This is a genomic window from Cryobacterium sp. Y11 (assembly GCF_002929535.1).
GTDB lineage: Bacteria > Actinomycetota > Actinomycetes > Actinomycetales > Microbacteriaceae > Cryobacterium.
Genome location: NZ_PJJO01000061.1, coordinates 106,225 through 118,644, shown reverse-complemented (window position 1 = coordinate 118,644; position 12,420 = coordinate 106,225). Strand labels below are relative to the sequence as shown.

Annotated in this window: 11 protein-coding genes; 2 read left to right on the top strand and 9 right to left on the bottom strand. The window is 64.6% G+C overall.

Annotated elements, in window-relative coordinates:
• Positions 1 to 68 precede the first annotated feature (68 nt).
• The gene (locus CXY75_RS17225; RefSeq protein WP_104084028.1) at positions 69 to 323 is read left to right on the top strand and encodes a mycoredoxin; all 255 of its coding nucleotides are present in this window, start codon (positions 69 to 71) and stop codon (positions 321 to 323) included.
• A gap of 107 nt (positions 324 to 430) precedes the next feature.
• Here the strand turns inward: CXY75_RS17225 and CXY75_RS17220 are convergent, their stop codons facing one another.
• The 9 genes from CXY75_RS17220 to CXY75_RS17180 all read right to left on the bottom strand — a co-directional run bounded on the left by CXY75_RS17220 (position 431) and on the right by CXY75_RS17180 (position 11,291).
• Positions 431 to 1,459, bottom strand: coding sequence for a 6-phosphofructokinase (locus CXY75_RS17220; RefSeq protein WP_104084027.1), 1,029 nt, complete (start codon positions 1,457 to 1,459; stop codon positions 431 to 433).
• 158 nt (positions 1,460 to 1,617) lie between these two features.
• Complete coding sequence (locus CXY75_RS17215) at positions 1,618 to 3,804, bottom strand: DEAD/DEAH box helicase (RefSeq protein ID WP_104084026.1); 2,187 nt, start codon at positions 3,802 to 3,804, stop codon at positions 1,618 to 1,620.
• A gap of 307 nt (positions 3,805 to 4,111) precedes the next feature.
• Positions 4,112 to 4,453, bottom strand: coding sequence for a DUF6804 family protein (locus CXY75_RS17210; RefSeq protein ID WP_233201992.1), 342 nt, complete (start codon positions 4,451 to 4,453; stop codon positions 4,112 to 4,114).
• Between the two features lie 155 nt (positions 4,454 to 4,608).
• Positions 4,609 to 5,169 carry a GDSL-type esterase/lipase family protein gene (locus CXY75_RS17205; protein ID WP_104084025.1) on the bottom strand — a complete coding sequence of 187 codons (561 nt, stop codon included), beginning with the start codon at positions 5,167 to 5,169 and terminating at the stop codon, positions 4,609 to 4,611.
• Between the two features lie 98 nt (positions 5,170 to 5,267).
• A complete protein-coding gene (locus tag CXY75_RS17200) occupies positions 5,268 to 6,788 on the bottom strand; it encodes an SDR family oxidoreductase (protein ID WP_104084024.1) in 1,521 nt (506 codons plus the stop codon).
• 84 nt (positions 6,789 to 6,872) lie between these two features.
• The gene (locus CXY75_RS17195; RefSeq protein ID WP_104084023.1) at positions 6,873 to 7,736 is read right to left on the bottom strand and encodes an aldehyde dehydrogenase; all 864 of its coding nucleotides are present in this window, start codon (positions 7,734 to 7,736) and stop codon (positions 6,873 to 6,875) included.
• Positions 7,733 to 9,289 (bottom strand): aldehyde dehydrogenase family protein, encoded by a 1,557-nt coding sequence (locus CXY75_RS17190; protein ID WP_104084022.1) that lies wholly within the window; start codon positions 9,287 to 9,289, stop codon positions 7,733 to 7,735. Before CXY75_RS17190 ends, CXY75_RS17195 begins: the two co-directional genes overlap by 4 nt.
• Positions 9,290 to 9,298: 9 nt before the next feature.
• Positions 9,299 to 10,312, bottom strand: a complete 1,014-nt coding sequence (gene deoC / locus CXY75_RS17185) for a deoxyribose-phosphate aldolase (RefSeq protein WP_104084021.1) — start codon at positions 10,310 to 10,312, stop codon at positions 9,299 to 9,301.
• Between the two features lie 34 nt (positions 10,313 to 10,346).
• Complete coding sequence (locus tag CXY75_RS17180) at positions 10,347 to 11,291, bottom strand: sugar-binding transcriptional regulator (RefSeq protein ID WP_104084020.1); 945 nt, start codon at positions 11,289 to 11,291, stop codon at positions 10,347 to 10,349.
• A 151-nt stretch (positions 11,292 to 11,442) separates the two neighbouring features.
• On the opposite strand from CXY75_RS17180, the gene CXY75_RS17175 reads away from it, so the two are divergent.
• Positions 11,443 to 12,387 carry an ROK family protein gene (locus CXY75_RS17175; protein WP_104084019.1) on the top strand — a complete coding sequence of 315 codons (945 nt, stop codon included), beginning with the start codon at positions 11,443 to 11,445 and terminating at the stop codon, positions 12,385 to 12,387.
• Positions 12,388 to 12,420: the final 33 nt, after the last annotated feature.

The window sequence follows — 12,420 nt, the reverse complement described above, 5'->3', positions numbered from 1 at the left end:
TTATCTTAATGCTCGTTCGATATGGGCGTGTACGGTTCATGCGGAGCCTGCTCGGATAGGCTGCCATCATGAACTTTGTACCAGCGAACGGAACCATCACCATGTTCACGACCGATTGGTGCGGCTACTGCAAACGCTTGAAGCAGCAGCTCGATCGGGTCGGCATTGGCTATACCGAGGTGAACATCGAGCACGTAGACGGCACAGCAGAACTCGTTATGAGCCTCAACAACGGCAACCAGACCGTTCCCACGATCCTCTACCCCGATGGCTCTGCTGCGACCAACCCGTCGCTCGCCCAGGTGCAGGCCAAACTCGCCTGAAGGCGGCCAGGGCCCCGCTCTGCGCCTCGGGCACGTGTCGGGGACGCTCGCACTGGTTTGAACACGTGCGAACAGACCGAACGCGTGCCACGAGCCGCAGCTCACGCCTAGCCAAAGAGTACAGCGGCCTCATCGTAACGGGCCGGTGTGACGCGCTTGAGCCCGATGGTGGCTGCTGCGATGCTTACAATGTCGATCTCAGTGCCGCGCAGCGACACCATTGATCCCCATTGCGAGTTGCGGATGGCGTCGACGGCGGCCATTCCGAGTCGAGTTGCGAGCACTCGGTCGTAGGCCGAGGGTGCACCGCCGCGCTGGGTGTGCCCGAGCACGGTTGCCCGGCTCTCGATGCCCGTACGCTCCTCAATCAGTGGAGCGATGATTTCGCTAATTCCACCTAGTCGCGGGCGATTAAAGGCGTCCAGTCCCTTAGTGGAGTGTGCTTCCTCCATGCCGGAGAGCAGAAAGCCCTCGGAGACGACGATGACTGGGGCCCGGCCGCGGTCACGCACGTGCTCGACCCAGTCGCAAATCTGCTCGATCGACTTGGGCTGCTCCGGAATGAGGATGGCGTGCGCTCCGCCGGCCATGCCAGAGTGCAGGGCGATCCAGCCAACGTGTCGGCCCATGACCTCAACGACCATGCAGCGGCCGTGAGATTCGGCCGTCGTGCGCAACCGGTCGATGGCTTCGGTGGCGATTTCAACCGCGGTGTTGAAGCCGAAAGAGTAGTCGGTGGCCTCGAGGTCGTTGTCGATGGTTTTGGGCACCCCAACGATGTTGAGGCCGGCCTCGGTGAGCCGATGCGCGGCGGTGAGTGTACCCTCTCCGCCAATGGCGAGCACCGCGTCGATGCCGTTGTTGTCGAGGGTACGCTGAATGTTTTCAGGACCGCCGTTCTCGCCCTCGAACGGATTGGTACGAGAACTGCCCAAAATGGTGCCGCCCTGGCGGGACAGGCCGCGCACGCTGTGCCGGTCGAGCGGCATGAATTCGCTCTGCACGAGTCCGCGCCAGCCATTGCGAATTCCGACGAATTCAAAATCGTGCGTGCGCACGCCCTTGAGCACGGCGCCGCGGATGACCGCGTTCAGTCCGGGGCAGTCGCCGCCGCTGGTAAGAATTCCGATCTTCATTGCATGCCGATCTTGGTAGCCGAACGAATCAGGTCGTGGCGCAATCCGCGCCACAAAAAAATGTCAGAACACACGCACAGCGTAGGCACGTCTGACAATCATGCGGCCTGACCGGGCACGGCTCAAATCGCGCCCGGCCCGGCCTGTCGCTTACGGTTCTAGAGTTTTCCGTCGAGAGCCTGGGTGAGCAGGTAGATCAGGGCGCTCTCCTGCACCGAATCGGCCGCCGTGTATTCTTCCTGCGAACCGTCAAGAGCACGGGCCGCGAGGCCCTGCTTGCTACCGATGAGGTCGGCAATGCGCGCGTCGATGGTGTGCGCTGCAATGATGCGCCAGGCGGTGACCGGCTCATCCTGCCCGATGCGGTGCACCCGGTCGATGGCCTGGGTCTGCTCGGCAGCGGTCCAGCTGAGCTCGGCGAGCACGACGTTCGACGCCGCCTGCAGGTTGACGCCGACACCGGCAGCGGTAAGGGAACAGACCGCGATCGCGACGTCGGGGTCGTTGTTGAAGGAGTCGATTGCGGCCTGACGGGCGGGAGCACTCTGGTCGCCACGCAGCGATACCGTGCGCAGGTCTCGCTTGGCGAAGATCTCCTCCGCGGTGTCCATGACGTCGATGTGTTTAGCGAAGAAGACGACCTTGCCAACCGAGCGGGCCAGCTGGGCCGCGTAGTCTGCCGCGAGGCCGGCCTTCGCCTGCCCGATCTTACGAACCATTGTGAAGACGTTTTCGCCGGTGCTCTGGCCCTTGGAATCTTCCAATTCGGCGTGCGCGACAGCCCGAATGTAGGCATCCCGCTGATCTTCGTCTGGCACGGCCAGGCCACCGGAGCCCGTGTGACGGGCCGCGACAAGCGCCTGGTATCGGGTGACCAGTCGAGCTCCGAGCTCCCGTTCGGCCTGGCGAATCGATCGGCCGAGGTCATCGTCGAGTTCGACCGGAAGGTCGGCGATACGCTTGGCCGGCAGATCAGCGGCGACGTCAACCTTGCGTCGACGCACGATTCCCATGTCGATCACGGCGGCGCGAGCTTCCTTGTAGAAGCCCATGTCGGCCGGAGTGAGGCCGGTCTCTTCGAGACGTTTCAGCAGCGCTGGGGCGGGCTTGTCGCCGTCGATCCAGCCGAGGAACTGCCAGATGGCCCGAAAATCATCGACATCGTTGATCAGGGGTGTTCCGGTGAGTGCCATGAGCAGCGGGTTACCGCCAGGGGTGCGGCGCCGAATCTGGTCGGCAAGGGACAACACGTGCTTGGAGCGCTGCGAAGACAGGTTCTTAATGAAGTGCGCTTCATCGACGACCATCCCCTTAAAGCCGAGGGTGCCCAGCCATGCCAGGTGACGGTCGAGCACGTCATAGTTCACCACGACCACGTCGGCGAAGGCGTCGAGCGTGTCACCATCGCCGTGAATGACGGTGGCGCGGCGGTTTGGGGTCCACAGTTCTACCTCGCGGGCCCAGTTCATCTTGACAACGTTGGGCACGATGGCCAGAAGCGGGTAAGCGTTGGCAACGGATGCCGCCAGCAGGCTTTGCGCCGTCTTACCCAGTCCAGGCTCGTCGGCGAGTAAATAGCTGCGGTGTCCGAGGCGGGCGCTCTCGATGAAACGGGCTTGGTGCCGCATGAGATCCGTGCCGCCGGGCGAGAGCCGGTCGAGCTTCGGCGCTTCCGGCATGTCCATGCTGGCTGCCTGACCGCCCGAGCCATACTCAAACGATTTGAACAGCGGGCCGAGAAGTTCCCAGTTGGCCAGGCGCCGCGGGTGCACGATCGGCTGGGCTGCTGCACTGAAGTCGGGGGCGAGAAAAGGGTTAGCCAGCTGCCTGGCCTTGACCGATTGCGGAATAACCTGATTCTGTAGAATGACCGGTTTGGCTTCGGGTTCGCGGGTGATGATGAGTTCGTCCGGGGTCAGATCGGCGCCAGATTCCAGCAGCCAGTCCCGCCGAAAACGTTGGGCGACGCTAGAGACACCGGCGTCGGGTTCGAGCAGGGTGATCAGGCTCGTGTCGCGGGCTGCGGTCTTGGCCAAAATCTGGGCGATACCGTCGAGGCGTTTAAGCAGCTCGGCGCGATTGGCGTCGGAGAGCTCCCTGTCGCCCTTGACCCTGGCCCGTTCCTCACGCATCAGCAGGGCGATGACTTGATACTTGGTGCGGTTGGTGGGACCAAGTTTGCTGCCGGATTGAGCCTTCGCCTCGACCTCGCGCACCTTGCGGGCGAGAATCGGGATGATGGGCGCGTCGTCGTCGCGCGAGCGCGGGTGAGCCCGGTTGCGCGTGGCGCCGCCACGGCCAAGGTTGTTCCGGGTGCCCGAGGCATCGGTGCGGGTATAAGCCATTGTTCTCCACTTCGAAGCGACACGGTACCGGTGTACCTGGCCACGCGTGCCGGTCACGGTGACAGGTGTTACCACAACACTGCGTTCCAGAATCGATTTGTACAGCACCGATTTGAGCAGCGCAGCGCAAACACGATCGTTGCGCCGAACCGAAGGTCAGGCTGGTGGCTGGTATACACATGTTCAGCGGGAACTGACAGGGATGCGAGAGCCAACACGATAGCCACCAAGAAACACGACCCGGTTCTCTCAACGCGCCCTTAGTCTACGCCCGTCGGCGAATCCTTCGGTACCGACCCGGCCAGCGCTAGTTTCCCGCTTTGTGCACCGGCACCTTGAGTCGCAGTCCGACAGCGATGAACACGATCGCCGCGATGAACTGGGCGGACACCCACCCCTGGCCGCTGAGATCGAGAATCACGACCGGGTTCCAGAGCACGGCGATGGGTACGAGCCCGATCAGCCAGTACCAGGATCGCGCCTGGATGACAAAGACACAGATGATGAGCGCGAGAATGCTCGCCGCATAGCGAATGATAATAAAGCTCTCGCTATCCAGCAGGGCGAGACCCGCCAACAGTGCGATCGCGCCGAGCAGGCCCGGTGCAAGGGCCGAGCGGTTAAAGGTGGGTTCGACTGGTGTGCCCATCAGATACCCCGTACCCCCGAGATTGATCGATGGGAGGGTGCGGTCCTCAACATCAGGGTACGTGCGGGGCACAACGATCGGGGCATGGGTTAACTCTATCGAGCGCACACCGGACACCTCGCCGCTCCAGCACTGCGATCGGTAACCGCGGCCGTTCAGGCGTGCTGGACCGGAATCGACGTGGTCGACGGCGGGCGCTCGAACAGCGTCTCAAGCCCCGGCTTGAGCTCGGCCAGCCAAGCCGCATATCCTGCCTCGTTCAGGTGCAGTCGGTCGATTCCGAAGGTCGGGTCGAGTTCACCGTCTGGAAGGGCGAGGGCTGGCCACAGGTCGAGGTATTGCACGTGTTGGGTGGGCGCGTATTGCCAAACGTGCCGATTAATGGAGCGGATGGTGGTGGCAAAATCACGGTCGCGCGGCAGTACCGACAACACCATGATGCGCGTCTCCGGCAGCGCCCGGCGCAGCGTGTACAAAATGGTTTCCAGGTTGCGCACAACGTACTCATCGGATTTGCGCCAGCCCAGGTCGTTGGTGCCGACCCCGATCACGATGGCATCCGGGCGCATCTCAATCACCTGATCAAGTTGTGTGATCACCTCATCGGTGGTGTTTCCGCTGGCGGCGAGATTGTGAACGTCGAACTCGGGAAACCATTCAGCCCAGTGACCGCACTCGGTGAGGCCGTCGCCAAGGAAGGCGAGTGAAACTGTCATAGTGGCCTCCTAATCCCTATCTATCATGCCCCGATCCGGGCAGAGCCGCCAGAATTCCCAGAGTATACGCACGCTTTATCGACACAGCTACCTGCGGATCAGTCTTCGTCGGCGCGAGAAACCCCCGCCAACGGATGCTGCGCGTCGGCGGACTGTTCGGCCGCGGCGGTCGCCGTGATCCGGGTAGCCATGCCCTCGAAGATGATGCCATGAAACGGGAGGATCGCCGCCCAGTACAGCCGACCGCCGAGGCCGCGGGGAAAGAAGACCGCGCGCTGCCGGTAGACCGAGCCGCCGGTATCCGTCGGTGTGACGCTCATTTCGAGCCAGGCGCGGCCGGGAACACGCATTTCGGCGCGCAGCCGTAGGAAGCTGCCGTGGTCGATCTGCTCTACCCTCCAGAAGTCGAGCACCTCGCCGGTGTGCAAGTGGTCGGGGTTGCGGCGGCCGCGGCGAAGGCCCACGCCGCCGACGGCCTTGTCCATCAGGCCGCGAATCGCCCAGGCCAGCGGAAAGGAATACCAGCCGTTCTCGCCGCCGATGCTCTCGATAACTCGCCACAGCGCGGCAGGAGCGGCCGCTGTGGTCTTCTCGCGCAGGTCGGTGTACGCAACGTGGCCAGCCCAGTCCGGGTCGCTCGGCAGCGGGTTGCTCGACGCGCCCTCGATCGACGAGTTGCTCCAGCTGGTCTCTACGTCGCCGTCGCGCATGCGGCCAAGCGCGAGGCGCACGGCCCGCCGGTAGCCGGTACGGCCACCCTCCGGGTGTGGAATGTACTCGTCGATGTCGTTCTCGTGCACGACGCAGTCGTACTGCAGCGAGGCGATGATGGGAATGGCGAGGTTGCGCGGAATCGGTGTGACCAGGTTCACCCACTGGGCGGCTAGCCACGGGGTGAGCACGGGCAGCGCGGCAATGGCCCGCTGTTTGAGGCCGGCTTCGAGGGCGTAGCCGTTCATCATCTGGCCGTAACGCAGCACGTCGGGGCCGCCGATGTCGAAGGTGCGATTCACTTCGGGTGCCAGGTCAGCCGCGGCCTGTAGGTAGTAGAGCACGTCGCGCACGGCGATCGGCTGGATACGATTACGCACCCACTTCGGCGCCGGCATATAGGGCAGCACGTCGGTGAGATGGCGGATCATCTCGAACGAGGTCGAGCCGGAACCGATCACCACACCGGCCTGAAAGGCAACGGTTGGAACGCCGCTGCCCAGCAGAATGCGACCGACCTCCATGCGGGAACGTAGGTGGGCCGAGAGCGTCTGGGTATCGGGGTGCAACCCTCCGAGGTAGACGATGCGCGCCACGTGCGCAGCAGCGGCGGCCACCGCGACGTTTTGGGCGGCACTACGCTCCATCTGCTCGAAATCACCGGCTGCACCCATCGAGTGCACGAGGTAGTAGAGAACATCAATGTTGGCGCAGGCGCGGTGCACAGACGGGGCGTCGCCGAGGTCGCCCTGTACGACCTCGACCTGATCGGCCCATGGCACATCGCGCAGCTTTGACGGGCTCCGCACGAGCACGCGCACCGTAAAGCCGGCCTCGAGAAGCTTGGGAACGAGGCGTCCGCCGATGTAGCCCGTCGCGCCGGTGACAAGTGCTCTGCGTAAGGTCATGGCGCGCAGCCTACCGTGTTCCCCCGAGCAACTGATGGCACGTCACAGCGGATGCCCGGGGAACGGCCCGCGCCCGGTACAAGCTCAGAGGATGGCCTTGGTGTGCCAGACCGTCTTCAGTTCGGTGAAGGCGAGGATGCGGGACAGAGCCGGGGCTGCGGCATCCGCTCCCGTCTCGGGTGGGAGAACCCGTTTGAGCGTGTCGGCGGCGTTGATTTGCAGCTCCACCCAATCGAGGCCGCCGGCGCCGACGAGGTCGAGGGCGTTGACGTCGGCGTGGCTGGCCAGCCACGGCGCGATCTCGGCCGGCGAGCCGGTGACGATGTTGACGACTCCGCCGGGAACGTCGCTCGTGGCAAGTACCTCGCCGAGGCTGATGGCCGAGAGGGGTGCGAGTTCGTTGGCGACCACAACGACGGTGTTGCCGGCGACGAGGGCCGGTGCGATGGCGCTGACTAGTCCGAGCAGCGACTCGGCATCCTGCGGGGCGATGATTGCCACGACGCCGGTGGGTTCGGGAACGGACAGGTTGAAGAACGGTCCGGACACCGGGTTAGCGTTGCCGGCGACCTGTACGTACTTGTCGGCCCAGCCGGCGTACCACACCCAGCGATCGATGGCCTCGTCGATTTGAGCACTGGCCGCTGCGGCGCTCAGGCCCTCGCAGCTCATGATTTCGTCGATGAACTGCGCTCGACGACCCTCCAGCAGTTCGGCGATGCGGTAGAGCACCTGGCCGCGGTTGTAGGCCGTGGCGCCAGCCCAGCCGCCGAGGGCGGTGCGGGCGGCGAGAACCGCATCGCGGGCATCCTTGCGGCTGCCCTTGGCGGCGTTGGCCAAAAACTCGCCCTTGTGCGAGAGCACCTCGTAGACGCGGCCGGATTCGCTGCGCGGAAATTTGCCGCCGATGTAGAGCTTGTACGTCTTGGGAATGGCGAGGCGGTTCACTTGGCGGCTTTCTCTGCGGATGCGGACTTCTTGCTGGCGGATGCGGACTTCTTGCTGGCGGGCGCCGTGGCGGGCGTCGCGTGGTCGGTGGCCGCGATGGACCGCGAGCCGGTGCGCACGGCGGGCTTGAGGTACGCGGCGAGCCCGTGTCGGCCGCCCTCACGGCCGTAGCCACTTTCCTTGTAGCCGCCGAACGGGCTCGACGGGTCGAACTGGTTGAAGGTGTTTGCCCAGATCACTCCCGCGCGCAGCTTGTCGGCGACGGCGAGGATACGGCTGCCCTTATCACTCCAGATTCCGGCGGACAGGCCGTACGGCGTGTTGTTTGCCTTAGCGATGGCCTCGGCCGGCGTGCGGAAGGTCAGCACGGAGAGCACCGGGCCAAAGATCTCGTCGCGGGCAATGCGGTGACTCGTCGACACGTTCGTGAAGATGGTCGGCGCGAACCAGAAGCCGTTCTGTGGAATAACGCAGTCGGCGCTCCAACGCTCGGCACCCTCCTGCTGGCCTAGGTCGGAGAGTTCACGGATACGAGCGAGCTGCTCTGCGCTATTGATGGCGCCGATGTCGGTGTTCTTGTCGAGCGGGTCTCCCATGCGCAGAGTCTGCATGCGGCGCTTGAGCCGGTCGATGACGTCGTCGTGGATGCTTTCCTGCACGAGCAGGCGACTTCCAGCGCAGCACACATGACCCTGGTTGAAGAAGATGCCGCGCACGATACCCTCGACAGCCTGATCGATGGGGGCATCGTCGAAGACGATGTTGGCACCCTTACCGCCGAGTTCGAGGCTGAGCTTTTTGTCGGTTCCGGCGACCGAACGCGCAATTGCCCGCCCAACGGAGGTCGAACCGGTGAAGGCGACCTTGTTGACGCCGGGGTGGTTAACGAGCGCCTGCCCCGTGCTACCGTCGCCCGTGATGATGTTCACGACACCGGCTGGCAGGTCGGCCTGCTGCAGAATCTCGGCGAACAGCAGGGCGGTGAGCGAGGTGGTCTCGGCGGGCTTGAGCACGACAGTGTTACCGGCGGCGAGGGCAGGGGCAATCTTCCAGGCGAGCATCATCAGCGGAAAGTTCCACGGAATGACCTGGGCTGCGACGCCGAGCGAGGCCGGGTTCGGGCCGACTCCGGCGTGGTCAAGCTTGTCCGCCCAGCCGGCATAGTAGAAGAACCAGGCAGCTACCAAGGGAATGTCAACGTCGCGGCTTTCCTTGATCGGCTTGCCGTTGTCGAGAGTTTCGGCGACGGCGAGTTCCCGGGCGCGTTCCTGCACCAGGCGGGCGATGCGAAACAGGTACTTGCCTCGGTCACTGCCAGACAGGCGAGACCAGACCCCGTCGTAGGCGTGACGTGCGGCGGAAACGGCGGCGTCGACATCCGCTTCATTGGCGGTGGCGATCATGGCGATCTGTTGCTCGGTGGCCGGGTTGATGGTCTGAAACGGGGTGCCGCGACCGTCGACGAAGTCGCCGTTGATGAACAGGCCGTAGTCGCTTTTGAGGTTCAGGAGTGCCTGCGACTCCGGGGCTGGTGCGTAGTCAAGAAATTTCATGGTCGTTCCCTAATCAATCGTCACGTAGTCGGGGCCGGAGTAGTGCCCGGTGGTCATCTTCTGGCGCTGCAACAGCACGTCGTTGAGCAGGCTGGACGCGCCGAAGCGGAACAGGCTCGGCACGAGCCACTCCTCCCCCACGGTTTCAGCAACCGTCACGAGGTACTTGATGGCATCTTTCGAGGTGCGGATGCCGCCGGCCGGCTTCACGCCGATCTGCACGCCGGTGAGGCGGTGCCAGTCGCGCACGACCTCGAGCATGGACAGCGTAACGGGCAGCGTCGCGGCCGGTGCGACCTTGCCGGTGGAGGTTTTAATGAAGTCGCCGCCGGCCAGAATGGCCAGCCACGACGCGCGGCGCACGTTGTCATAGGTGTTCAGTTCGCCGGTTTCGAGAATCACCTTGAGGTGAGCCATCGACCCGTCGGCGCGGCGGCAGGCGTCTTTCACGGCGACGATTTCGTCGTAGACCTGGCCGAACCGGCCAGCCAAGAACGCGCCCCGATCGATGACCATGTCAATTTCGTCTGCGCCGGCCGCGACCGAGTCGCGCACGTCGGCGAGCTTGACGCCAAGAGAGGCACGGCCGCTCGGAAAAGCGGTCGCAACCGCAGCAACGCTGATTCCCTCTGTGCTGCCAGCGGCGTGAGCGGAGCCGAGCGCCGTGACGGCCGTGCCGACCATGTCACCGTAAACACAGACCGCGGCGACGCGGGGGCAACCGGGGTCGCCCGGGTCTGGCATGAGCGCCTTGGCCACGAGTGAGCGCACCTTGCCAGGAGTGTCGGCACCTTCGAGAGTGGTGAGGTCGATTAAGCCGATGATGGTGTCGATTGCCCAGCGTTTGGAGCTGGTTTTAATCGAACGGGTGCCGAGGTCGGCGGCGCGGGCTTCGAGGCCGACCGCATCGATTCCGGGGATGCCGTGCAGGTACCGGCGAAGGTTCGCGTCGGTGGCCTCCCCGCCGATCAACGCGAGGGCGCGCTGGTCAGGGTGGTAGGTGGCCAAGGGGCTACTGGTCATGGGGTGTCCTTTTGAGCGGTCGCGCAGGGGATGTTCAGTCTTGGAGGAGTGCGTTCGCGGTGTCTTCGTCGGTCACCAGCACGGTGCACAGTCCGTTGCGCACGACGGCGCGGGCGATGGCGTGTTTGGAGTGTCCGGAGATGACAGCGATGGTCAGCGGCGCGCGGCGCAATTGGTCGATCTGGATGCCGACCGTACGTTCATTGAGCTCCGGATCGACGACGCGGCCGTTCTGGTCGATATAGCGACCCACCACGTCGCCGACAGCGCCGCGAGCCACGAGGGCGTCAATCTGGGCGACCGTCAGGTAGCCGCTGTCGACGAGGGCGGATTTGGCATCCGCTTGACCGGCGCTGAAAACGTAGGCCTGGGCGTTGCGGGCGAGAGCGAGCACCCCGGCGACGGTGCGGTCGGCCTCCATGGCCTGCTTGGTTTCGAGGCGTTCGAAAATGGCCGGGCTGGGCAGCAGGGTGGCTGAACCGTCGGCCTTGTGCGCGATGGTCACGGCAGTGGATGCCGCGGTGCCCGTGTGCTGGTTCAGGCTGACGCCGCCGTTAATCTGCACCACGTTCACCCCCGGTGCCCAGCCCTGTTTCAGGTGCAGGGACACGTCATGCAGGGTGCGGCCCCAGCTAATGCCGAGCGTGCGCGGAATCGGACGGAGGCTGGTGAGGTAGTCGGCGGCGGCCTGAGCGGTGCGGGACTGCAGTTCGACGTCACTCGACACCCCGGCGGAAGAGACCACGATGGCGTCGGTGAGACCGGTCGATTCGCGCAGCCTTCGTTCGATCGGCAGGCGTCGGGCGCGCGGGTGCACGATCTCAATCCGGATGAAGCCGTTGGCCTTGGCGCTCGCAAGCAGCCGGCCGACCTTCCAGCGGGTGAGGCGCAGAATCACGCCGATCTCATCTTGCGTCTGATTCTCTTCATAGTAGAGTTCGGCGGCGCGGATGGAGAGGAGTTCGTCGGTATCGCTCATGTACGGTACTCAGCCCAATCGTTTGAACCCAGCCTACGACGGCCAGCCAGCCGAATCAACGGCTGTGGGGAATCTTGCTCGTTTGAGCAGTTATCCGGGGAGCGGATGCCGCCGCGCGCGTCATACGCGACCCATCCCATACGATCAGTGAATGAGCCCCAACGCTGCCCCTGAGTATGTTCTCGCCGTCGACGTCGGAGGTACCAAGGTCGAAGCCGCCCTCGTCGATGATCGGGGCACTGTGCTCACGGCCAGCCGCAACCGCGCGGCTACGGGAGCCGGCGCGACCAGTGAGCAGCTCGCATCCGCTGTCGGCACGGTCGTGCGTGCTACCCTCGCGAGCGCGCCGCAGAGCTCTCCCCTAATCGGCGTTGGCATTGGCTGTGCCGGACCAATTCAGCTGACCGTGGGAGCGGTGTCGCCACTCAACCTGCCGGTATGGCGCGAGTTTGGGCTCAAGGAGCTCGTTGCCGAGCTGGTTCCCGGGCTGGATGTGCGGCTGCGGATGGACGGCCTCTGCATCACACTCGCCGAACACTGGGTGGGCGCCGGCCTGGGCATCGACAATCTGATGGGCATGGTCGTGTCGACCGGAATCGGCGGCGGCTTGATTCTTGGCGGCGTCACGGTTTCGGGGCCAACGGGCAATGCCGGTCATATCGGCCACATCGAGGTCGGTGGTTTTGACGACCCGTGTGTGTGCGGCGGAATCGGCTGCATTGAGGCGATCGCCTCCGGGCCGAAGACCGTCGCCTGGGCGCGGACCCAGGGTTTCACGGGTTCGACCGGCGAGGACCTAGCTCACGCCTACGCTGCCGCCGACCCTCCAGCTGTCGCGGCCGTTGCGCGAAGCGGTCGGGCCCTCGGCCAGGCAATCGCCTCCGCCGCGACCCTGCTCGACCTCGACGTCGTCGCCATCGGCGGCGGCTTCTCCAACGTCACCCCCGACCTGCTCGATTTCGCTCGTGCCGCAATCGCTGAGCGGGTGCAATTCGCCTACGCCACCCGGGTGCACGTGGTGCACTCCGCACTCTCGGGCGACGGCCCGCTGATTGGCGCCGCTGCGCTGATTCATCGCGGGGAGCTGGTGCCGTAAACCTCACCGGCCTGTGAGTGCACGGGTCAAAAC

Bases quoted from the DNA above. Each gene is read 5' to 3' on its own strand.
- CXY75_RS17225 (WP_104084028.1), top strand. From the start codon at position 69: ATGAACTTTGTACCAGCGAACGGAACCATCACCATGTTCACGACCGAT.
- CXY75_RS17220 (WP_104084027.1), bottom strand. From the start codon at position 1,459: ATGAAGATCGGAATTCTTACCAGCGGCGGCGACTGCCCCGGACTGAAC.
- CXY75_RS17215 (WP_104084026.1), bottom strand. From the start codon at position 3,804: ATGGCTTATACCCGCACCGATGCCTCGGGCACCCGGAACAACCTTGGC.
- CXY75_RS17210 (WP_233201992.1), bottom strand. From the start codon at position 4,453: ATGGGCACACCAGTCGAACCCACCTTTAACCGCTCGGCCCTTGCACCG.
- CXY75_RS17205 (WP_104084025.1), bottom strand. From the start codon at position 5,169: ATGACAGTTTCACTCGCCTTCCTTGGCGACGGCCTCACCGAGTGCGGT.
- CXY75_RS17200 (WP_104084024.1), bottom strand. From the start codon at position 6,788: ATGACCTTACGCAGAGCACTTGTCACCGGCGCGACGGGCTACATCGGC.
- CXY75_RS17190 (WP_104084022.1), bottom strand. From the start codon at position 9,289: ATGAAATTTCTTGACTACGCACCAGCCCCGGAGTCGCAGGCACTCCTG.
- deoC (WP_104084021.1), bottom strand. From the start codon at position 10,312: ATGACCAGTAGCCCCTTGGCCACCTACCACCCTGACCAGCGCGCCCTC.
- CXY75_RS17180 (WP_104084020.1), bottom strand. From the start codon at position 11,291: ATGAGCGATACCGACGAACTCCTCTCCATCCGCGCCGCCGAACTCTAC.
- CXY75_RS17175 (WP_104084019.1), top strand. From the start codon at position 11,443: ATGAGCCCCAACGCTGCCCCTGAGTATGTTCTCGCCGTCGACGTCGGA.